This window comes from Listeria cornellensis FSL F6-0969, assembly GCF_000525855.1.
Lineage (GTDB): Bacteria > Bacillota > Bacilli > Lactobacillales > Listeriaceae > Listeria_A > Listeria_A cornellensis.
The window spans coordinates 70,853-91,168 of sequence record NZ_AODE01000011.1; the positions used below are offsets into that span (position 1 = coordinate 70,853).

At 43.8% G+C, this 20,316-nt stretch carries 23 protein-coding genes; 18 read left to right on the forward strand and 5 right to left on the reverse strand.

Annotated elements, in window-relative coordinates; genetic code table 11:
- The first annotated feature begins 47 nt into the window (after positions 1-47).
- The 5 genes from PCORN_RS04745 to PCORN_RS04765 all read left to right on the forward strand — a co-directional run bounded on the left by PCORN_RS04745 (position 48) and on the right by PCORN_RS04765 (position 6,374).
- A complete protein-coding gene (locus PCORN_RS04745) occupies positions 48-905 on the forward strand; it encodes a carbohydrate ABC transporter permease (RefSeq protein WP_036078035.1) in 858 nt (285 codons plus the stop codon).
- Positions 902-1,726, forward strand: coding sequence for a carbohydrate ABC transporter permease (locus tag PCORN_RS04750; RefSeq protein WP_036078037.1), 825 nt, complete (start codon positions 902-904; stop codon positions 1,724-1,726). The genes PCORN_RS04745 and PCORN_RS04750 overlap by 4 nt, the downstream gene beginning before the upstream one ends.
- An 18-nt stretch (positions 1,727-1,744) precedes the next feature.
- The gene (locus PCORN_RS04755) at positions 1,745-3,733 is read left to right on the forward strand and encodes a beta-galactosidase (protein WP_174391358.1); all 1,989 of its coding nucleotides are present in this window, start codon (positions 1,745-1,747) and stop codon (positions 3,731-3,733) included.
- A gap of 15 nt (positions 3,734-3,748) precedes the next feature.
- Positions 3,749-5,941 (forward strand): alpha-galactosidase, encoded by a 2,193-nt coding sequence (locus PCORN_RS04760; protein WP_036078039.1) that lies wholly within the window; start codon positions 3,749-3,751, stop codon positions 5,939-5,941.
- A gap of 76 nt (positions 5,942-6,017) precedes the next feature.
- Complete coding sequence (locus PCORN_RS04765; RefSeq protein WP_036078041.1) at positions 6,018-6,374, forward strand: DUF805 domain-containing protein; 357 nt, start codon at positions 6,018-6,020, stop codon at positions 6,372-6,374.
- 50 nt (positions 6,375-6,424) lie between these two features.
- On the opposite strand, the gene PCORN_RS04770 is transcribed toward PCORN_RS04765, so the two are convergent.
- Entirely contained in the window at positions 6,425-6,790 is a 366-nt protein-coding gene (locus PCORN_RS04770; RefSeq protein WP_036078043.1) for a MerR family transcriptional regulator, read from the reverse strand.
- Between the two features lie 96 nt (positions 6,791-6,886).
- Between PCORN_RS04770 and PCORN_RS04775 the strand changes: the two genes are divergently transcribed.
- From PCORN_RS04775 to PCORN_RS04785, 3 genes are all read left to right on the forward strand, one after another.
- Entirely contained in the window at positions 6,887-7,654 is a 768-nt protein-coding gene (locus PCORN_RS04775) for an SDR family NAD(P)-dependent oxidoreductase (RefSeq protein WP_036078048.1), read from the forward strand.
- Positions 7,655-7,774: 120 nt separating this feature from the next.
- A complete protein-coding gene (locus PCORN_RS04780) occupies positions 7,775-7,942 on the forward strand; it encodes a type II toxin-antitoxin system HicA family toxin (RefSeq protein ID WP_241433073.1) in 168 nt (55 codons plus the stop codon).
- 29 nt (positions 7,943-7,971) lie between these two features.
- On the forward strand, positions 7,972-8,382 hold the full coding sequence (locus tag PCORN_RS04785) for a type II toxin-antitoxin system HicB family antitoxin (protein ID WP_206537424.1): 411 nt from the start codon (positions 7,972-7,974) through the stop codon (positions 8,380-8,382).
- Between the two features lie 45 nt (positions 8,383-8,427).
- Here the strand turns inward: PCORN_RS04785 and PCORN_RS04790 are convergent, their stop codons facing one another.
- A complete protein-coding gene (locus tag PCORN_RS04790; protein WP_036078054.1) occupies positions 8,428-9,306 on the reverse strand; it encodes a hypothetical protein in 879 nt (292 codons plus the stop codon).
- A 121-nt stretch (positions 9,307-9,427) separates the two neighbouring features.
- Between PCORN_RS04790 and PCORN_RS04795 the strand changes: the two genes are divergently transcribed.
- From PCORN_RS04795 to PCORN_RS04825, 7 genes are all read left to right on the forward strand, one after another.
- Positions 9,428-10,441, forward strand: coding sequence for a choloylglycine hydrolase family protein (locus tag PCORN_RS04795; RefSeq protein WP_036078056.1), 1,014 nt, complete (start codon positions 9,428-9,430; stop codon positions 10,439-10,441).
- 129 nt (positions 10,442-10,570) lie between these two features.
- Entirely contained in the window at positions 10,571-10,765 is a 195-nt protein-coding gene (locus PCORN_RS04800) for a hypothetical protein (RefSeq protein ID WP_036078058.1), read from the forward strand.
- 271 nt (positions 10,766-11,036) lie between these two features.
- Positions 11,037-12,020 (forward strand): mannose/fructose/sorbose PTS transporter subunit IIA, encoded by a 984-nt coding sequence (locus PCORN_RS04805; RefSeq protein WP_036078060.1) that lies wholly within the window; start codon positions 11,037-11,039, stop codon positions 12,018-12,020.
- Between the two features lie 25 nt (positions 12,021-12,045).
- Positions 12,046-12,852, forward strand: coding sequence for a PTS mannose/fructose/sorbose transporter subunit IIC (locus PCORN_RS04810; RefSeq protein ID WP_036078062.1), 807 nt, complete (start codon positions 12,046-12,048; stop codon positions 12,850-12,852).
- Between the two features lie 41 nt (positions 12,853-12,893).
- Entirely contained in the window at positions 12,894-13,793 is a 900-nt protein-coding gene (locus tag PCORN_RS04815; protein ID WP_036078064.1) for a PTS system mannose/fructose/sorbose family transporter subunit IID, read from the forward strand.
- A gap of 118 nt (positions 13,794-13,911) precedes the next feature.
- On the forward strand, positions 13,912-14,301 hold the full coding sequence (locus tag PCORN_RS04820) for a DUF956 family protein (protein ID WP_036078067.1): 390 nt from the start codon (positions 13,912-13,914) through the stop codon (positions 14,299-14,301).
- A 160-nt stretch (positions 14,302-14,461) separates the two neighbouring features.
- Complete coding sequence (locus PCORN_RS04825; protein ID WP_036078115.1) at positions 14,462-14,815, forward strand: DUF2200 domain-containing protein; 354 nt, start codon at positions 14,462-14,464, stop codon at positions 14,813-14,815.
- 64 nt (positions 14,816-14,879) lie between these two features.
- Here PCORN_RS04825 and PCORN_RS04830 read toward each other — a convergent pair whose 3' ends face one another.
- Positions 14,880-16,097 (reverse strand): RtcB family protein, encoded by a 1,218-nt coding sequence (locus PCORN_RS04830; protein WP_036078070.1) that lies wholly within the window; start codon positions 16,095-16,097, stop codon positions 14,880-14,882.
- A gap of 85 nt (positions 16,098-16,182) precedes the next feature.
- Here PCORN_RS04830 and PCORN_RS04835 point away from each other — a divergent pair, with 85 nt between their 5' ends.
- The 3 genes from PCORN_RS04835 to PCORN_RS04845 are packed head-to-tail and all read left to right on the forward strand — an operon-like array spanning position 16,183 to position 18,347.
- Positions 16,183-17,361: a WYL domain-containing protein gene (locus PCORN_RS04835; protein WP_077913791.1), complete on the forward strand. Its 1,179-nt coding sequence runs from the start codon at positions 16,183-16,185 to the stop codon at positions 17,359-17,361.
- A gap of 55 nt (positions 17,362-17,416) precedes the next feature.
- Positions 17,417-17,965, forward strand: coding sequence for a hypothetical protein (locus PCORN_RS04840; protein WP_036078071.1), 549 nt, complete (start codon positions 17,417-17,419; stop codon positions 17,963-17,965).
- 49 nt (positions 17,966-18,014) lie between these two features.
- Positions 18,015-18,347: a WCX domain-containing protein gene (locus tag PCORN_RS04845; protein WP_149024259.1), complete on the forward strand. Its 333-nt coding sequence runs from the start codon at positions 18,015-18,017 to the stop codon at positions 18,345-18,347.
- 39 nt (positions 18,348-18,386) lie between these two features.
- Here PCORN_RS04845 and PCORN_RS04850 read toward each other — a convergent pair whose 3' ends face one another.
- The gene (locus PCORN_RS04850) at positions 18,387-19,142 is read right to left on the reverse strand and encodes a hypothetical protein (RefSeq protein WP_036078075.1); all 756 of its coding nucleotides are present in this window, start codon (positions 19,140-19,142) and stop codon (positions 18,387-18,389) included.
- Complete coding sequence (locus PCORN_RS04855) at positions 19,132-20,196, reverse strand: AAA family ATPase (protein ID WP_065520113.1); 1,065 nt, start codon at positions 20,194-20,196, stop codon at positions 19,132-19,134. Before PCORN_RS04855 ends, PCORN_RS04850 begins: the two co-directional genes overlap by 11 nt.
- Between the last annotated feature and the right edge of the window lie 120 nt (positions 20,197-20,316).

A 20,316-nucleotide genomic window follows, 5' to 3' on the forward strand; every position in this document is an offset into this window, starting at 1 on the left:
GTGGGGAGGAGATTTCTTCTTCCTTACCTGATAGGAGAATGGACATTATGAGTAGAAGTAAGGCGTTTCCGTATATTTTTATTTTGCCATCGGTATTATTATTTGTTGTTTTTATTTTGTATCCGATTATTTCGTCGTTTGTGCTTAGTTTTCAGACGAGTGATGGTGGGGAATTGTCGTTTGCGGGATTGGCGAATTATGAACGCTTGTTGCATGACGAGATCTTTTGGAAAGCTTTGAAAAATACGTTTATTATTTTCATTTTCCAAGTGCCGATTATGCTATTTTTGGGGCTTGTTTTGGCGACGGTGCTGAACAATAAGCTACTGAAATGGAAAGGTTTTTTCCGGGTTGGATTTTATTTGCCGGCGGTGACTTCGTTGGTAGCGTATTCGTTGCTATTTTCGATTATGTTGCAAGATTCGGGATTGATTAATAATTTGTTGTCGTACATAGGGATTGGACCGATTCCTTGGCTGTCTTCGGCGAGTTGGTCGAAGGTGTCGATTATTTTAGCGATGATTTGGCGTTGGACGGGGTACAATATGGTTATTTATTTGGCGGCGTTGCAAAATATTCCGGAGGACACGTATGAGGCGGCGGATATGGATGGCGCTGGGAAAATACGTCAGTTTTTCAGTATTACGATTCCGCAGTTGAAACCGGTAATTCTGTTTACGGCGATTCTGTCGACGATTGGGACGCTGCAGTTGTTTGACGAGCCTTTCAACTTAACAAAAGGTGGGCCGGCGGATTCGACGATGACGCTTGGTTTGTATATTTACCAGAACGGATTTAAGTATTTTGACTTTAGTTACGCGTCGGCGGTTGCGTATGTTGTCGTGATCATCGTTGCGGTGCTGTCCTTTATCCAATTCAAATTTACGGGAGCTGAGAAAAAATGAGTCAGAGAATAATGGGGAAAACAATTGGTAGATATATGTTGCTCGCGATTTTTATGGTCATTTCAATCTTTCCGTTTTATTGGATGTTAATTGGGGCGACAAACCATTCGAGCAAGATGTTTTCGAAGCCGATTACGCTTTTACCGGGTAAGGAATTTATTACGAACTTGGTGAATTTGAATGATAATATCGGAATTTATCGGGTGCTGTTTAACTCGCTACTTGTGTCGGGGGCTTATGTGCTTTTGGCGCTCGCGATTAGTACGGCTGCGGCTTATGTGCTCGCCAAATTTAGGTTCCGTGGCGCGAATTTGATTTTCTTATTGTTTATGCTTTCGATGATGATCCCGTCGCAGGCAACGGTGATTCCGCTGTTTAAATTGATGTCGAATTTTGAGTTGTTGAACACGTATTTTGCGTTGATTGTGCCACAACTTTGCTACCCGTTCGCGATCTTTTTAATGCGGCAAAATTTCATGGCGTTTCCGAGTGAATTGTTGGAGTCGGCGCGATTGGACGGGGCGGGGGAATATCGGATTTTCTTCCAGATCGTGTTGCCGTCGATGAAACCAGCGCTTGCCGCGACGTCGATTTTCTTGTTTATGACGCAGTGGAATAACTTTATGTGGCCGCTCGTTGTGACGACTTCGAGTGAGATGTACACGTTCCCGGTTGCGCTTTCAAGCTTGATGGGCGTGTCGTTTACGGATTATGGACAAGTGATGACGGGGATTACTTTTGCGACGATTCCGATCATTATTTTCTTCTTGATGTTGCAAAAACACTTTATTTCAGGAATGTTGGGCAGTGCGCTCAAATAATTTTAGGAGGTTATGGGAATGTTGCGTGAACAGCAGAATTTTTATTATGGTGGGGATTATAACCCGGAGCAGTGGGATGAACGGGTTTGGTTAGAGGATATGCGTTTGATGAAGAAGGCGGGCGTGAATTATGTCAGCGTCAATATTTTTAGTTGGGCGAAGTTGCAGCCGAATGAGGAGACGTATGATTTCACGACGCTCGATAAGATTATGAATATGCTTGCGGAAAATGGTATCGGGGCGGATTTGGCGACGGGGACTGCGGCGCCGCCTGCTTGGATTGCGCGGAAGTATCCGGAGTCGTTGCCGGTGGATGTCGACGGGACGCGTTTGTTGCCAGGGTCGAGACAGCATTATTGTCCGAATAGTGTGGATTATGCGCGTTTGGCGGGGGCGTTGACGCGAAAAGTGGCGGAGCGGTACCATGACCATCCGGCGCTTGTGATGTGGCATATTAACAATGAGTATGGGTGCCATATTGGCGAGTGTTATTGCGGGAAATGCCAAACTGATTTTCAGGACTGGTTGAAGGGGAAGTATGGCACGACGGAGCAGTTGAACGTGAGTTGGTCGACAGATTTTTGGAGTCAGCGGTATTATGAATGGGAGGAAATTTTCTTGCCTGGGAAGACGCCGACGTACGCGAATCCGAATCAGCAGGTGGACTTTAAGCGATTCATGAGTGATTCGTTGCTGGATTTGTATAAAATGGAGCGGGATATTTTGCGGGAGTTTTCGGTGGATATTCCGATTATGACGAATTTGATGGGGCTGCATAAGCCGATTGATGGCTTTAAATGGGCGCCGGAGATGGATTTGGTGTCTTGGGATGCGTATCCTGATCCGCATGACGTGATTCCGTACGCGCAATTTATGGCGCATGATTTGACGCGGAGTTTGAAGAAAAAGCCGTTTTTATTAATGGAGCAGGCGGCGAGTGCGGTGAATTGGCGGAGTCAGAATGGGGTGAAGACGCCAGGCGTGATGCGGTTGTGGAGTTATGAGTCGATTGCGCATGGTGCGGACGGGATCATGTTTTTCCAATGGCGGGCGTCTCAAGGTGGTGCGGAGAAGTTTCATAGTGGGATGGTGCCGCATTCTGGTGATGAGGACAGCCGTAATTTTAGAGAGGTTGCGGAGTTGGGGCAGGAGTTGCGCGGATTGGACGAGCTCGTTGGTTCGGAGTTTGATGCGCAAGTCGCGATTGTTTTTGATTGGGAAAATTGGTGGGCGCTGGAGCTTGATTCGAAACCGTCTGATTTGGTGACGTATATGCGCCAGTTATTGGCTTATTACAAGGTGTTGCATCGCCTGAACGTGCGGGTTGATTTTGTGCATCCGAGTGAGGATTTGACGGGTTATAAAGTGGTATTTGCACCAGCTAGTTATCAGGCTTCGCGGGATTTTGCGGCAAAAGTGACGGAATACGTGGAGGCGGGCGGTCATTTTGTCGCGAACTTCTTTAGTGGTATCGTGGACGAGAATGAGCGCGTGTATTTGGGCGGTTATCCAGGTGCGTATCGCGATGTGCTGGGCATTTATGTGGAGGAATTTGCGCCTCTAAAACATGGGGAGAAACACGAAATTCAGACGCAGTATGGTGATTTTGATATTGCGGTTTGGGAGGAAGTGATTCATTTACGTGGCGCGGAGGCGATTGCATCGTTTAAGGACGGGTATATGAAGGATATGCCGGCTGTGGCGGTGAATAAGTTTGGCGCGGGAACGGCGTATTATGTCGGGACGCAGCCGGATTCGGGTTATTTGGAGCGCTTGTTGCGAGATTGTCTGGATGCGGCGGACATTGCGCCTGCTTTTGCTGTGCCGGATGGTGTGGAAGTGACGGTGCGCCGCAAAGGGGACGTGACGTATTACTTCTTTTTGAATCACACAGATGTGACGCAAGTTTTCCCGATTGGTGGAACTTTTGCGGAACTGGTTGGCGGCGGAGCGGTCGCGGACTTTATGACGTTGCCTGCGCGTGATGTGAAAATTTTAAAAGGATGATGGAGGTGCGCGCAAATGGGAATTTTTTATGATGAGGCGCAGCGGGTGTTTCATTTACGCGGAAAAGATGTGAGCTATGTGCTCGGCGTTGTGCGTGAGGGCTATTTGGCGCATTTGTATTATGGGAAAGGGATTCGTGAATTCGCGGGTTCCAATGGTTTGACGTTCATTAAGCGGGATTTCTCGCCGAGTGTTGGCATTGGGGACGAGACGTTTTCACTGGATTCGTTGCCGCAGGAGTATCCGCAATATGGCAATACGGATTTTCGGAAACCGGCGTATCAGGTGAAGGGTGCGGACGGGACGACGATTTCGGATTTGCGCTATGATTCTCACTGCATTTTTGCTGGAAAAGTGGCGCTGGACGGATTGCCGGCGACGTATGTGGAGAGTGATGGTGACGCGGATACGCTTGAAATCACGATGGTGGATGCGATTCTCGGATTGCGTGTCATTTTGCAGTATACGGTTTTTGTGGCGGAAAATGTGATTACGAGGTCTGCGCGATTTATAAATGATGGACAAGAAGCTTTGCAAATTTTGAAGGCGGCTAGCGCGAGTGTGGATTTCAAGGATAGTGATTATGATTTGTTGACGTTGCCGGGTGCTTGGGGAAATGAGCGACAAGTGGAGCGCGCGCCGTTGCGCCACGGGATGCAGAGCGTGGATAGTGTGCGTGGTGGGAGTAGCCATCAGCAGAATCCATTTGTGGCTTTGCTCGGTAAAAATGCGACGGAGGACGCGGGTGAGGTATATGGCTTTAACTTGGTCTACAGCGGGAATTTCGAAGCGTCTGTAGAGGTCGATCAGTTTGCGACGACGCGGGTCATACTTGGGCTTCATTCGTTTAATTTTGACTGGGAACTGGAGCGAGGCGCGGAGTTCCAAACGCCAGAAATCGTGATGGTATACTCGGACACTGGGCTTGGCTGCATGTCTCGCCAGTATCACCGTTTTTACCAAAAACACTTATTACGAGGTGTTTGCCGTGACCAAACTCGCCCGATTCTGGTAAATAATTGGGAAGCGACGTATTTTGATTTTACCGAAGAAAAGATTTTGGATATTGCAAAAGTTGGCGGGAAGCTTGGAATGGAACTTCTTGTGTTGGATGACGGCTGGTTTGGCAAGCGAAATTCAGATAAATCCTCACTTGGAGATTGGTTCGTAAACGATGAAAAACTGCCAAATGGGCTTAAAAATCTAGCGGAAAACGTAAACAATCTCGGAATGAAATTTGGATTATGGTTTGAACCTGAAATGGTATCAGTGGATAGCGATCTTTACAGAGAGCATCCAGAATGGTGTATTCATGTTCCGAAACGCGCGAAATCAGAGAGTCGAAACCAGCTCGTTCTTGATTTTTCACGTGAAGATGTTTGCGCAGAAATTACGCGTCGGATGGCAGCGATTTTGGAAGAAGTGCCAGTTAGTTATGTGAAATGGGATATGAATCGACATTTGACCGAGGTTGGCTCCGCGTATTTCCCGAGTAATCGGCAACAAGAGATTTCGCACCGTCACATTTTAGGCGTGTACAGCGTCATGGATACAATCACTACACAATTTCCTGATATTTTATTCGAGAGTTGCTCTGGCGGTGGCGGGCGTTTTGATCCGGGCATGCTTTACTACATGCCGCAAACGTGGACGAGCGACAATACCGACGCCGTTTCCCGCCTGAAAATTCAATACGGCACGAGTCTTGTTTACCCGATTGTCACGATGGGTTCCCATGTTTCTAGTGCTCCGAATCATCAAGTTGGGCGCTTTACCTCACTAGAAATGCGCGGAAACGTTGCAATGTCAGGGAATCTAGGCTACGAGCTCGATTTAACAACGCTAACCGATGCCGAACAAAAAATAGTAAAACAACAAATCGCGACATACAAAGAAATTCGACAACTTATCCAATTCGGCGATTTCTACCGCTTAAAAAGTCCTTTTGAAGGAAATGAAACGGCTTGGATGTTCGTCGATGAGGCGAAAACAGAATGCTATGTATTCTACTTCCAAGTCTTGGCTGTACCAGCAAGACCATTGCAATTCGTGAAGCTAGCAGGTCTAAATGAAGCAGCGCAATACCAATTACGCGGAACAGAGCAGGTATTCGGTGGCGATGAACTAATGTATGCAGGAGTCAAAGTCCCAACAGCACTCATCGGCGACTTCCAAACGGTAAGCTGGCACTTCCAGTTAAGAAAATAGCAATATTCACCCAAAAATGAGCTGAACTATGGTAAAATGAATGTTTGATAGATTACAAAAAAGGAGAGTTTTAAAAATGGGATTTTCAGAAGCATTCAAGGCGTTTTGGGGGAATTATATTAATTTTAGCGGTAGAGCAAGCCGTTCGGAGTATTGGTTTGCACAGTTGGCACTTTGGATTATTTTCTTCGTACTAGGAATCTTTAGTTATGTTAGTGAATTTATTTATTATTTAGACGGGCTTTTCGGGTTGATTGTTATTCTTCCGATGCTAAGCCTAGCGATTCGTCGTCTACACGACACAAACAAGCGCGGTTGGTTTATTCTGTTGGGGCTTATCCCATTAGTTGGTTGGATTATCATGCTTGTCTTCTACTGTACAGCAGGAGATAGAGGTTCGAACCGCTTTGGCGAAGACCCACTAGCGAAGTAATATGAAAAAAAAGTTTGAAATTCTGCGTCAAAACAGAACTTCAAACTTTTTTATTTCACCGAAGTCGCAATCAGTTTTTCATAATTCTCAATCTTATATTGCAGTTCACTTTCCACGCTCGTCAAATTCTGCAACTGCTCTTGAATGAAAGCTTGGTGGTTCTGCAAAAGCTCAACTCGCTGCGGTGCAGTGTGTTCGCCTGCTAAAAATAACTCTGTATACTCTCTGATCTGAGCGACTGGCATTTGCGTAGCTTTTAGCCGAATCACGAATCGGAGCCAAGCAATGTGCTGCTCATCAAATTCCCGCTCGCCATTCGCATTTCTATGAGGCGTGATAATTTTCTCTTTTTCGTAATATCGCAATGTATACGTGCTCAAACCGACCAATTTTGCAGTTTCTCCAATAGAATACATCGAAATCCTCCTAAATGCTTGACTTAGAGTTTACTATAAGGTCTATACTTGCAACTATACCATAAATATCCGGCGAAAGTCATTGGAGGAATGAAGATGAAATATACAGTCATTACGGGAGCGAGTTCAGGAATTGGTTACGAAACGGCGCTAGCCTTTGCGATGAGAGGAAAAAACCTGGTCGTCGTGGCTCGTCGCGAAACAGAGCTGACGCAACTAAAAGCAGAAATTGCGAAAATCCGAGCAGATGTAGATGTACAAATCAAAATAGCAGATTTGACAGTAGCAGAAAATGTTTACGGCTTGTACCATGATTTAAAAGATTTAGAACTGGAAACATGGGTAAATAACGCTGGATTCGGTAATTTTGATACAGTAGGCGAACAGAAATTATCCAAAATCGAGTCGATGCTACATTTAAATATCGAAGCCTTGACGATTCTGTCCTCGCTCTTCGTCCGAGATTACGCCGATGTTGATGGCACGCAGCTAATCAATATATCCTCAGGCGGCGGATATACAATCGTTCCCAACGCCGTCACTTACTGCGCAACCAAATTCTACGTCAGCGCTTTTACAGAAGGTTTATCACATGAACTAAAAGCCAACAACGCAAAAATGCAAGCTAAAGTTCTAGCCCCAGCAGCGACGGAAACCGAATTTGCCAAACGCGCACGTGACGAAGAAACATTTGAGTATAAAGGCGCGGTAGCAAAATACCATACAAGTAAAGAAATGGCAGGTTTTCTATTAGACCTATATGACAGTGAAAAAGTGCTTGGCATCGTGGAGACGGATAATTATACGTTCCAACTGAAAGATCCGCAATTCCATTATGCAACAAGAGCCCAAACATCTAAATAGCGCCAAAAACAGGTCGTTCCTAGCGATCTGTTTTTTCACGTCTTTACATACGTGTTAATACGTGTTATCATGTTAATACAGAGAAAAGGAGGTATGAGTATGCCGATAACTCCTAAGAAAATGGCGAGGATATTGAAAAAGAATGGGTTCAAGCACATCAGGACGCAAGGATCGCACATGTTTTTCAAAAATCCAGTATCAAACAGGGCGACGACAGTACCATACCACAGCAAGACACTAGGAAAAGGGCTAGAGCAGGCAATTTTAAAACAGGCAGGATTAAAGTAGTAGATATCCAACAATGAGAGGAGGAGTGTATGATGGAATTCCCGAAAAAAGTATATTATCCAGCGATTTATCATCCAGAAGAAGATGGCGGTTACTGGGTTTCGTTTCCTGATATTCCAGAAGTACTATCTGGGGGCGAGGATATTGCTGCAGCAACAGAAATGGCGGAGGACGCATTAGGTATTTATTTGTATGATCTGGAGGAGAACGGGGAGTCTCTTCCAACTGTGTCAAACCCAGGATATGTTTCTGTAGATGAAGAAGGTGCTTTTATCGCGTTGATTGATTTCGATTACTTAGCTTACAAAATAAAGAATGGCAATCAATCAGTAAAAAAGACGCTTACAATCCCGTCTTGGTTAAATAGTCTGGCAGAAAGAGAAAATATCAACTTCTCACAAACACTGCAAGAAAGTTTGAAAGAGAAATTAAACGTATAGAAAAAAAACGCTAGTTCGCGACTAATGCTGAACTAGCGTTTCATTTTATTCAAATTTACATTTTGTGAGTCCGCGTGACTGTGCGTTGGACAAAGTAACTTGTGTCTCGCCGTTAGAATTATTGAGTCCTTGGCAATTTTGGTTGAAGTGATAGCGTTTGCCGGTAGCTGTGATATAAACCATTTCACCTTGGTCATCTGCTGGCTGTTGCTCTTTGGCTTGCCTACGTTGTTCCGCTTTTCTTTGTTCTGCGGCTGCCTGTTCTTTTTGTTCGGCGACGATCCGTGCTTTCTCAGCTGCTGCTTTTTGATCGGCAACTCGTTTTTCTTCAGCTTTCCTATTTTCTTCCGCAATTCGAGCTGTTTCTACACGCTGAGCCTCGGCAATGCGCGCTTGTTCTTGTTTCTCCGCTTCCACACGTTTTGCCTCAGCAACTTGTTTTTCCTGCTCTATTTTCGCGACTTTTGCTTTATAAGTTTGATTGGCCTCATATGTAATATCTTTTGACTTGTTTAGACCTTTCCACGTGGTAGTGAGTACTGCCGTCCCGTCATAGGGCACTTCTGTCATTTCGAATGAGAAGTTCCCATCAGAATCTGAAGTTGCGGCTTGATCTGGCTGACCGCTTGCTACGAGTGTCAACTCCGCGTTAGGCTTTGTTTTCCCAGTGATGGTGACGGTTCCGTTTTCATCCGATTTAAAGGTGCTTTCAGATTTCAAGACAAGCTTCGGCATTTTTGCTTTCTGCGTCGTAGTCGGTTCGTCTGCCTTTGTTAATTCGTCACTTGTAGCACCGCAACCCGCTAAAATAATCCCAACCATACCGATAGCTAGAAATAGTGATATCCCTTTTTTGAAGCTTTTCTTCTTAGTGAAAAACATTAGTAAACCAATAAAAACACACGATAAAGCTAATTCTATCATTTTTATCTTCCTCCCTATATATGTAAGTATACAACATCACAAAATAAAAGCAATATCTGGAAGTATAATTAGCAATTAATTAGGGTATACTCAAAGGATTAAGAAAATAGGAGGTTGTTTTATGTGTACAAATATAAATATTAAGTCGACGGAAGGAAATACATACTGGGCTCGCACGATGGACTTTCCAATCAATCCTTTTGAGTATGGATGTGTCGTGTCTACTGTTCCTAAAAATCATCAAATCGAAGCTGATAGCGGAAATTGGACGAGTAAATATGCTTATATGGGCGTTAATTTATCAGGTTCCTACTGTTTCTTTGATGGTATAAACGAAGCGGGATTAGTTGGCGGATTACTATATTTGGAAGAATGTTCTTGGAGTACGCGAGAGGACCTTCAAAAAAGAAATCTCAAGCCATTGCTTGGTGAGGAAGTTTTGGCTTGGGTGCTTAGTCAATACAGTACTGTACAAGAAGTGAGTGAGGGAATGCGCCATTTTGGACTGGTTAATGAGACGCTAGCTACATTGGCTGAGGGGAATCCAGACATGAACAGGCCAACAACGCTCCACTATACGTTCACAGATGTGACAGGCCATTCGATTGTACTAGAACCTACGGATAATGGAGCTTTCAGGATTTTTGAGAATACGATTGGCGTGATGACGAATAGCCCGACCTATGATTGGCACATGACGAATTTGCGGAATTATATTGAGTTATCCGACCATAATCGAGGTACTAAAAAATTAGAGGGCGACATGGCTATTCCACAAATTGAAAGTGGTTCAGGCCTACTTGGACTACCTGGTGATTTCACCTCCCCGTCACGATTCATCCGAGCTGTTTACCTATCAAGGTTCATGAATACACCGACAGATAGTGAGGCGATTGACGCGCTTTATAATCTATTTAACACAGCTCAAATTGCTTCAGGATGGGAGGAAATATCTGATACAGCAAGCGATTTCACCAGCTACTGGAGTGGCTATGATACGAAATCCCGAACACTTTATATCAAGCCTTATGACACTTCAACTTTTTCTCGTGTTTGCTTAGCGGACGCAGATGCAACAATAGTTCAGTCCTTCGAAATTAGCCATACTTCTCAGTTTGCTGACATAGCCAAATAAAACAAGAAACGATATGGTTCTTAGATTTAAGATTTGATCTAGGGACTGTATCGTTTTTTTTTTAGAAAAAGAAGTAATATGTACAAAATAATGACTTTACAGTAGTGGCGTTTAGAGGAGTATGGTATAATGTCATACAGTATCAATCCCGAAATAATATACTATATTAGAAGTGGAAATAGCGTATCGGTAAATAATACACTACTCATTTTATTACGTATTATCGCACCTTTGTTGTTGCTACATAGCTGTTTACTTGGCGATACACTAAAGTTGGCACGGAAATTGCTTTATATTAAACCGGTAGCAGATAATGAAAACTAACAGGATTGAAAGAAGTAAATATTGGGTATTAATTGGTATCCAAGGCAGGAGCGGTAGATGATACTAACCCTGTAGCTTCTCAAAATTTTAAAATAGCCAGGGGATTGGGCTTATAAACGCGCGCAGAGTTTGATGGAGGCTCTGACGATTTGAAAGGGGGAGAGGGATTTCGGGCTTATGAAGAGGCATAACGAATGAACTAGCTAGAGCTTACGTTAGACGTCTCTAAAATGTTGGGAAAGTAAAGTTTAATTATTTAGGAGGGAAAAAGATGGTAGGAATTATCCTCGCAACTCACGGCGAATTTGCTGAAGGTATCTTGCAGTCCGGAACGATGATTTTCGGAGAACAAGAAAACGTTAAAGCAATCACATTGATGCCAAGCGAAGGCCCAGAAGATATCAAAGCCAAGATGGAAGCTGCAATCGCATCATTTGATAGCCAAGATGAAGTACTATTCTTAGTTGATCTTTGGGGAGGCACCCCGTTCAACCAAGCAAACGGTTTGTATGAAGAACATAAAGATAAGTGGGCAATTGTAGCAGGTCTTAACTTGCCAATGTTGATTGAATCTTTTGCATCACGTTTTTCAATGAACTCTGCGCAAGAAATCGCTAAAGCTATTTTGACACCAGGTCAAGAAGGCGTGCGTGTCAAGCCAGAAGAATTACAACCGCAACCACAAGAAGCAGCAGTTGCTGAACAACCGAAAGCGGACCTTGCTCCAGGAACAGTTGTTGGCGACGGCAAAATTAAATTTGTCTTAGCACGCGTTGACTCTCGTTTATTACACGGTCAAGTTGCTACTGCATGGACAAAATCAACAAATCCAACGCGCATCATCGTCGTATCTGACGCGGTTGCAAAAGACGATCTTCGTAAAAAATTAATCGAACAAGCAGCACCACCGGGCGTTAAAGCCAATGTTATTCCGGTAGACAAAATGATTGAGATTGCAAAAGATACGCGTTTTGGGAATACAAAAGCACTTCTTTTATTCGAAAATCCGCAAGATGTTCTTCGTGCTGTAGAAGGCGGCGTAGAAATCGAGCAAGTAAACGTTGGCTCAATGGCCCATTCTGTTGGGAAAGCAGTTGTGAGTAAAGTACTTGCAATGGGACAAGAAGACGTAGAAGCTTTCGAAAAATTAAAAGCTAAAGGTATCAAGTTTGATGTTCGTAAAGTTCCTAACGATTCGAGCGCAAACATGGACGACATCATCAAAAAAGCAAAAGTTGAATTAAAAGCGCAGTAATAAATTCAAAATAGGAGGTATATTTATGTCTGTAATAGCAATAATTTTAGTAATCTTAATTGCCTTTCTAGCTGGTATGGAAGGAATCTTAGACGAATTCCAATTCCATCAGCCGCTAGTAGCATGTACATTAATCGGTCTAGTAACAGGTAATTTAACGGCATGTATTATCCTTGGTGGAACACTCCAAATGATCGCACTTGGTTGGGCAAACATTGGAGCAGCCGTAGCACCCGATGCAGCACTTGCATCTGTAGCGTCAGCAATTATTTTAGTATTAGGTGGACAAGGCGTAGCAGGTATTCCTTCAGCGATTGCTATCGCGATTCCACTTGCAGTAGCAGGTCTTTTCTTAACAATGATCGTTCGTACTTTGGCTGTTCCTATCGTACATTTAATGGATAGAGCTGCAGCAAAAGGAAGTTTTAGAGAAGTGGAAATGCTGCATATCGGTGCCATCTGTATGCAAGGTGTTCGTATTGCGATTCCAGCAGCAGCACTTTTATTCATTCCAGCAGACAGCGTACAATCTTTCCTAGAATCAATGCCTGCATGGTTAACAGAAGGTATGGCAATTGGTGGGGGAATGGTAGTAGCAGTAGGTTATGCGCTTGTTATTAACATGATGGCAACAAAAGAAGTATGGCCATTTTTCATCATCGGTTTTGTCGTAGCAGCAATTACTCAATTAACACTTATCGCAATTGGTGCTCTAGGTGTTGCGTTAGCTCTTATTTACCTTAACCTTTCTAAAATGGGTGGCGGTAATTCAAACGGTGGCGGAGGCGGTAATTCCAAAGATCCGCTCGGCGACATCCTAAACGACTATTAAACCTAAAAAGGAGGAGAAAAGAATGGCAGAAACAGAAAAAAATTGTCTTAACGAAAAAAGACCGCTTGAGTGTAGCTTGGCGTTCTACGTTTATTCAAGGTTCTTGGAACTATGAGCGTATGCAAAATGGTGGTTGGGCATTCTCAATGATTCCAGCAATCAAAAAATTATATAAATCAAAAGAAGACCGTTCAGCGGCGATGAAACGTCACTTGGAATTCTTCAATACACATCCATATGTAGCATCACCAATTCTTGGGGTAACACTAGCACTGGAAGAAGAACGTGCAAATGGTGCGCCAGTTGATGATGTAGCAATCCAAGGGGTAAAAGTTGGGATGATGGGACCTCTAGCCGGTATTGGAGATCCAGTATTCTGGTTTACAGTTCGTCCAATGTTAGGTGCACTAGGAGCTTCCCTTGCAATCAGCGGAAACATCCTTGGCCCAATCATTTTCTTCGTAGCTTGGAACATTATTCGTTGGAGCTTCATGTGGTACACACAAGAGTTTGGTTACAAAGCAGGTTCTAAAATCACGGACGATCTATCTGGTGGCCTTTTACAAGATATCACAAAAGGTGCTTCCATACTCGGGATGTTCGTACTCGCCGCCTTGGTTCAGAGGTGGGTGTCCATCGTCTTTAAACCAGTCATTTCTGAAGTTAAGCTAGATAATGGTGCCTATATTGATTGGAATTCACTTCCAAGCGGTGTTGACGGTGTTAAAATGGCATTTGAACAGTACACTCAAGGATTATCGCTTTCTCAACTAAAAGTAACAACTTTACAAAATAACTTGGATAGCTTAATTCCAGGTCTTGCAGCATTACTACTTACGTTCTTCTGTATGTGGTTGCTTAAGAAGAAAATTAGTCCAATCATCATCATTCTAGGTCTATTCGTAGTTGGTGTTGTTGGTCACGTCATCGGACTTCTGTAAAAAATAAGCCGATAAAAAAAAGAGGCTGGGCAAACATCGCTAGCCTCTTTTTGTTTGTATATGGCGTGAAAAAACGTATAATGAAGAAAACAGGTGAAAAGAAATGGAGCGAAAATAGTTGGTTCAATCGATTAATACAAAGGTAGACATGAAAATAGATGCCACTGCGTTTACAGGGCTTACAGATTACGGAGAGATCATGATCGGTGACAGCGGTTTTGAATTTTTCAACTCGCGTGATGTTCGTAAGTTTATCCAGATTCCTTGGGAAGAAGTCGATCAAGTTATCGTTTCTGTTATGCTGAAAGGGAAGTGGATTCCGCGTTATGCAATTAAAACAAAGCGCAATGGGACATTTACGTTTGCTTCTAAAAAACCGAAAGACGTACTTCGAGCGATTCGTGTATATGTAGATCCGGCCAATATGGTGACTTCTCTGAGCTTCTTCGATGTACTGAAAAATGCTTTTCAATCGATGTTCAAGAAGAAGCCGAAAAAGAAGAAATGAGACGTTTTTTTTAAAATAGAAGTTGGACCGAAACGTGCCTCCCTGGCGATAATGTAGGTGAGGCTCTTTTTGTTGTGCTGATGTAAGCGTTAAACATTGAGAAAAGTGCCTAGCCTATGTAGAATAGAGGATATAGGTAAACTAGAGGAGGAGAATAATGGTGAAGAAACCGAGAATTTTTGGGATGTCATTTGGCAGTGTATACCCGCTTTACATACAAAAAGCTGAGAAAAAAGAGCGAACGAAGGCGGAGGTTGATGAGATTATTTTTTGGTTGACGGGTTATGATGAGGCGGGGTTACAGCACGTTCTAGATCAGAAGGTGGACTTTGAAACGTTTTTTAAAGAGGCGCCGGTGATGAATCCTAATGTGTCGCTGATTACGGGAGTTATTTGTGGTTATCGGGTGGAGGAAATTGAAGATCCGTTGATGCAGCAGATTCGATATTTGGATAAGTTGATTGATGAGTTGGCAAAAGGAAAAGCGATGGAGAAGATATTGAGGACGAATTAAAAATACGGAGCGTAGAAGATGTAGCCAAGATTGTGGTTTAGCTTCTACGCTTCGTATTTTATTGTTAGCCCTTGACGACGCCTAGTGTGGTTAGTGTCTTGATGGTTTCGACGAGATCGGTTTGGTTGTGCATGACTTCTTCGATATTTTTGTAGGCGAAACGGCTTTCTTCGGCGACATCTTGGAGGTTTTTCTTGCCGATTGCGATGTTGTGTTCGTTTAGGTCTTGCAGTACTTCCTCCATCGGAAAATTGCTTTTGGCGCGGGTTCTGGAGAAGTTTCGTCCGGCGCCGTGTGAGGAGGAGTGGAAGCTTTCTGGGTTGCCTAGGCCGCGAACGAGATAGCTTGTTGCGCCCATCGCTCCGGGGATGATGCCGAGTTCGCCGATTCTTGCTCGTGTTGCGCCTTTACGGTGGACCCAGACATTTTGGCCGTAATGGTTTTCGAGTGATGCGTAGTTGTGGTGGCAGTTGATTTTGTCGGTGAATGTGGGTGTTTTGCCGAGTTTTTTCTCGCTGTGTTTCGCAAAAATCGCCATCGTGGCTTCGAGCATGGCTTCGCGGTTTTCGAATGCGTAGTCGAGCGCGAGGTTCATCCATTCGATGTAGGCTTTTCCTTCTAGTGAATCAGTCGGTAGGAAAGCGAGCGGGTTTCGTTCTGGTGTGTCGCTGAGCCATTGTTTGTTGAGCTTCACGGCGAGTTTTTGAAAGTGCTGGCAAATTTGGGCGCCGAGATGGCGGCTTCCGGAGTGGAGCATGATGCCGAGATAGCCGGTTTCGTCTTTTTGAAATTCGATGAAATGGTTTCCGCCACCGAGTGTGCCGACTTGATAGTAGGCGTTTTCTAGTAGTTCCGCTGCGTTTGGCAGGAGTTCGTAATGGTCTTTTTGTGCGAATGCCATGTCGATAACGGCGGATTTTTGGGCTTCACGGTGACGGGCTTTGCCGACAGGGATGGTGAACAGCGTTTCGTTGACGACGCTTTGGATGAAGTTCTTGGTGATATCGCTTTCGTGAATGTCGGTTTGGACGTAACACATGCCGCATCCGATGTCCATGCCGACTGCGTATGGGACAATCGTGTTTTTTGTGGCGAGAACGCCGCCAATCGGCATACCTGCGCCAAGATGGGTGTCAGGCATGAGGGACAGCCATTTGTAGACGAATGGGAGGTTCGCGATTTGTTTTGCTTGCTCGAAGCACCCGTCTTCAATTGCTGATTGGTCGGGAAGCCAGATTTTGATTGGTTTTGCGGTTTCATTTTTTTCGTAGTAAGTAAACATTGTCAATTCCTCATTTCTGGTTTATGGTTTTAGTATAGAGAAGTTGCACGGGTTTATCTTATAAAAAAAGGTGCGAACGGGGGACATGATGGCAAAATCGTTTAATGAGTTGATTAAAAATTTCGCGGTGATTCGGAATTATGTGCGGGAATTTTATGTGTATGGGTTTAAGCAGCGTGAGGATTTCAAGGCAAAAAGTGGTCGGAGTTATGATAATGAGCGGCGTCGGATTGAGAGTTATTTGCGGGAGTATGTGGAGGTGGAGCAGCAAGGGAGCGGGAAGGCGTTGCGGTTGTTTATTGATCCGAATGAGGTGACGGAGAATCCGATGTTTGCGGTTTGGCAGGCGAAGAGTTTTACGAAGAATGATGTTTTTCTGCATTTTGTGTTGATGGATATTTTTCAGGTGGGCGAGGCATATTCGGTGAATCAGGTGTTGGCGCGGATTGATGCGGATTATTTGGTGCATTTTCGGGATGGATTTATGATCGAGCCGTTGACGTTACGGAAGAAATTGGCGGAGTATGTGGCGCTTGCTGTGTTGCGACGGGAAATGCGTGGACGGGAGGTTTATTTTTCGCGGGTTGTGAGTGTGATGTTATCGGATCGGGCGCGGCGAGCGGTGCAGTTTTTCAAGGAGATGGCGCCGGTTGGGGTGTTGGGGCATTATTTGTTGCAACAAGAGGACGCGATGGATTCAGTGTTTAGTTATAAGCATTATTTTGTGATGCATACGTTGGAGGAGCAGGTTTGCTTGGATTTGCTGGCTGCGATTCGGGAGGAGCGTTGGGTGGTGTTGATGCGGTTTGGGCGTGAGCGAGGGCTGGGATTTATGCCGGTGAAGTTGCTGGTGAGCGCGCAGTCGGGACGGCGGTATGTGGTTGGGAAATCAAAAAAGGGACAGTTTTTTGCGTTTCATCGGCTGGATCAGATTGAACGGGTGGAGATTGCGGAGGTTGCGACGGATTTTGAGATGGAAAAGGAGCATTTTGATGAGGTGCGAAAATTTATGTGGAGCGCGGGATTTGATCGACGGGTCGTGCATACGCTTTGTGTGACGCTGGCGATTGATGAGATTCGCGAGGCGTATATGTTGGACCGGATTCGGATGGAGGGGCGGCATGGGACGCTTGAGCGGTTGACTTCGAAGCGATTTGTATTTCGGATTGAGACGTATGATTTGAATGGGATGAAGCCGTTTTTGCGGACGTTTATGGGACGGATTGTCGCGCTTGATTCGGGGGATGAGGCGTGGGAACGGTAATTTTTTGCGGAGCTCGCGGATATGTATCGGCTTTATTTTGAGGAGGGGACGACGGTTGGAGATATTTAATGAGATGTACGGGACGTATTACCGAGTCGTTCTGGAGATTTTGATGCAGAGGCGTGGGTTGACGAAACAGGAGATGGCGGGGATTGTGCGGGAGCTTGGGTTTGATGAGAGTGGTTTGCACTTGTTGCCACAATTGACGGAGCAGTGGCATTTGTTGGCGGAGCGGAACGGTGAGTATGTGTCGCTTCTGAAGAGGGATTGGATGCCGGTGCAAGGTGTGCTTGAAAAACGGTGGTTGAAAACGGTTTTGCGGGATCCGCGGATGGGGTTGTTTTTGACGGATGATGAGATTGGGGATTTGGAGCGGGAGCTTGCGGATTATGAGGTGTTGTTTGATGCGGATTCGATTTGGTGTTTTGATCAGTTTCGGGATGGGGACGCTTATTTGGAGCCGGGATATCGGACGCGTTTTGATGTGATTTTGCAGGCTTGTGAGGAGAAGCGGGAGTTGGAATTGGTGTATCGGGCGCGAGAACGGGATGTTTTGACGGGGACTTTTTTTTCCGTATCGGTTGGAGTTTTCGCAGAAGAATGATCGGTTTCGGTTGCTTTGTTTTCGAAAAGGTGATTTGAAGCCGTTTACGATGAATGTTGGGAAGGTGATGGAGGCGCGGGTGGGTATGCTTATGGATGTGGCGTTGCCGGAGCATCGGGCGGAGTTGGTGATTGTGACGTGTCATGTGGTGAACCATCGGAACGCGGTGGATCGGGCGATGATTCATTTTGCCGATTATAAGAAAAAGGCGTTTCGGACGGAGCGTGCGAATGTGTTTGAGATGGAGATCTATTGTCCGCGTGGAGATTTGACGGAGTTAGTGATTCAAATATTGTCTTTTGGACCGATGATGCAGGTTTTGGAGCCGGCGAGCGTGGTTGGGGAGTTGAAGGCGCGACTGGCGAGGCAATTGGAGTTGTAAAAAGATGATAGCTATCAGTGTTCGATAGCCGTCATCTTTTCAATGTAGAAGATCTGGATTATATTCGAGGGCAAAGAGGATAGAGGTATTCAAAATATGAACTTTATCGGATTGTTCTAAATAATTGATTTCATAGTCTAGAAGCTTGCTGTATACAAGGTTACTCTCACCGGCATGCGTTTTACTAGTTAGGTCTGTGTTTAATAAGTAGTTTATCTTCGTGATATTGTGTTGTATGATTTGTAGATAATCCCCCGATGAGTATTTTCTGAGGTCGGTTTGGAATGTTTCGTTATCTACAAGTGATTTGTATTTTCCACTAGATAATGTAGCTAAATCGATATCTCTGTTACTATATTCAGGGTCAGGTAATGACTTGAAGTGTTTGAATGACTCAACCATAGGATAGTTAATAAAAAGTTGACCATCTTCTGTAGACTCGCTAAATTTAGATTGGAAGTCGGTCAAAATGGACTTGTTATACTCGGAATCATGTGGATCAAAGTCGAAAATCAGCAGTATATCTGTGTATTTTTTAGATAAAACTTCTTTTTCGGAGGAAGCTTTACTATATTCTTTCAAAACACCGAGTAAATCAATGCTATCCAAATCAATTTTTCCAGATGTATCAGCATAATGCTTTTTTAGGTGATTATATAGACTGTATAGATTTGTTTTGAATGAATAAATTTGATAAGGAGCAGCAGCAGGGAAAAGCTTGTTAAAAATAAATTCTATGAGTCTAGGTTCTTGTTTAGCGCCTTCAACGATGAGTAGTATGTTTTTATCTGTCATTTTCGAATTCTCCGCTCTGATAAAGTTTTTCTAAATTGTGGCCTTCACGTAGTTCTCGTTCTGTTGCTCGGAAAAATGGGGTTAGTCCTTCCTTTGTTAATATGAGGTAGCAGTCTGGTCGCATGAGGTTATTGCTCATCAAGTTTGTGTTATGAGATGTTAGCACTGATTGGAAATTCTTATTTTGAAGCAGTTTTACGATGTTTTCAGCAACTTCAAAATGATAGTTCGCATCGAATTCGTCGATGAAAACAAAAGAAGCATTTTCGAAATATAGAGATAGATAGAAAATAGCTGTTAAGGATGCTGTTCCACCAGAAAAAACTTCAATAAATTTTACTGGTTTGGCGTAGTCTATATAAATAGCTTTTTCACCGGTCACATCTGTTTTCACGATTAATTTATCAGGAACACCATTTTGGTTGAGAAAATCTTGAAATTCTTGGACTTTATCCATCTCAATTAGCTTGGTTGTCATGGGGCTGATTTCGGATATCATACCAATAATTCTATTAGCCTGCCCACCAGGAGAGCTAAGCCAAATCATCGATGAAACGAAATGAATCAATGAGCGAATAGGTGAGTCGGGAGCCAAGTTGCTGTTATTTGCGATGTATTTTAGCACAGAAAGAGAACTGTCTCGGAACTCCCAATTTAACGTAGCTAAATCAGGATAGTTTTGAATCCCAGCGAAATCGCCTTCTTTGCTCTCGAAATTATACTCAAAAAGTTTGCTACCATTGATGCTTAAAATTTCGCTGAATAGTGTGTTTTTGTCTGATTTTTGATAGGTGTATTCTAAAATATGTTTATCAAATTGGAAAGTATAAGAAAAGGTGGCAGGTTCATTGGGATTGTCTGCATTAATATAATTTTTATAGTTTGCCAAATTAACTTTATCAACCACATGGATTGTAATATCGAAAAGTGCCAAGCCCAAATTGGACTTGCCTACAGCGTTTTTTCCGTAAATAAGGACATTGTTTAATAGTGAGTTTTTGATGAGTGGTGTGTTGAAATTGTAGTCACCGGTATCTGAAAAATCAATTGTGATTTCTTTGCTAAAGTTTTTGAAATTTTTTAACTGAGAATTTTTTTAGCATGCTAGTACCCCCGTTTCATAGATTGTTATTATAAGTATAACGTATCTATTCGTTTTTAACTATTCTTTACC

Bases quoted from the DNA above. Each gene is read 5' to 3' on its own strand.
- PCORN_RS04745 (WP_036078035.1), top strand. From the start codon at position 48: ATGAGTAGAAGTAAGGCGTTTCCGTATATTTTTATTTTGCCATCGGTA.
- PCORN_RS04750 (WP_036078037.1), top strand. From the start codon at position 902: ATGAGTCAGAGAATAATGGGGAAAACAATTGGTAGATATATGTTGCTC.
- PCORN_RS04755 (WP_174391358.1), top strand. From the start codon at position 1,745: ATGTTGCGTGAACAGCAGAATTTTTATTATGGTGGGGATTATAACCCG.
- PCORN_RS04760 (WP_036078039.1), top strand. From the start codon at position 3,749: ATGGGAATTTTTTATGATGAGGCGCAGCGGGTGTTTCATTTACGCGGA.
- PCORN_RS04765 (WP_036078041.1), top strand. From the start codon at position 6,018: ATGGGATTTTCAGAAGCATTCAAGGCGTTTTGGGGGAATTATATTAAT.
- PCORN_RS04770 (WP_036078043.1), bottom strand. From the start codon at position 6,790: ATGTATTCTATTGGAGAAACTGCAAAATTGGTCGGTTTGAGCACGTAT.
- PCORN_RS04775 (WP_036078048.1), top strand. From the start codon at position 6,887: ATGAAATATACAGTCATTACGGGAGCGAGTTCAGGAATTGGTTACGAA.
- PCORN_RS04780 (WP_241433073.1), top strand. From the start codon at position 7,775: ATGGCGAGGATATTGAAAAAGAATGGGTTCAAGCACATCAGGACGCAA.
- PCORN_RS04785 (WP_206537424.1), top strand. From the start codon at position 7,972: ATGATGGAATTCCCGAAAAAAGTATATTATCCAGCGATTTATCATCCA.
- PCORN_RS04790 (WP_036078054.1), bottom strand. From the start codon at position 9,306: ATGATAGAATTAGCTTTATCGTGTGTTTTTATTGGTTTACTAATGTTT.
- PCORN_RS04795 (WP_036078056.1), top strand. From the start codon at position 9,428: ATGTGTACAAATATAAATATTAAGTCGACGGAAGGAAATACATACTGG.
- PCORN_RS04800 (WP_036078058.1), top strand. From the start codon at position 10,571: ATGTCATACAGTATCAATCCCGAAATAATATACTATATTAGAAGTGGA.
- PCORN_RS04805 (WP_036078060.1), top strand. From the start codon at position 11,037: ATGGTAGGAATTATCCTCGCAACTCACGGCGAATTTGCTGAAGGTATC.
- PCORN_RS04810 (WP_036078062.1), top strand. From the start codon at position 12,046: ATGTCTGTAATAGCAATAATTTTAGTAATCTTAATTGCCTTTCTAGCT.
- PCORN_RS04830 (WP_036078070.1), bottom strand. From the start codon at position 16,097: ATGTTTACTTACTACGAAAAAAATGAAACCGCAAAACCAATCAAAATC.
- PCORN_RS04835 (WP_077913791.1), top strand. From the start codon at position 16,183: ATGATGGCAAAATCGTTTAATGAGTTGATTAAAAATTTCGCGGTGATT.
- PCORN_RS04845 (WP_149024259.1), top strand. From the start codon at position 18,015: ATGAATGTTGGGAAGGTGATGGAGGCGCGGGTGGGTATGCTTATGGAT.
- PCORN_RS04850 (WP_036078075.1), bottom strand. From the start codon at position 19,142: ATGACAGATAAAAACATACTACTCATCGTTGAAGGCGCTAAACAAGAA.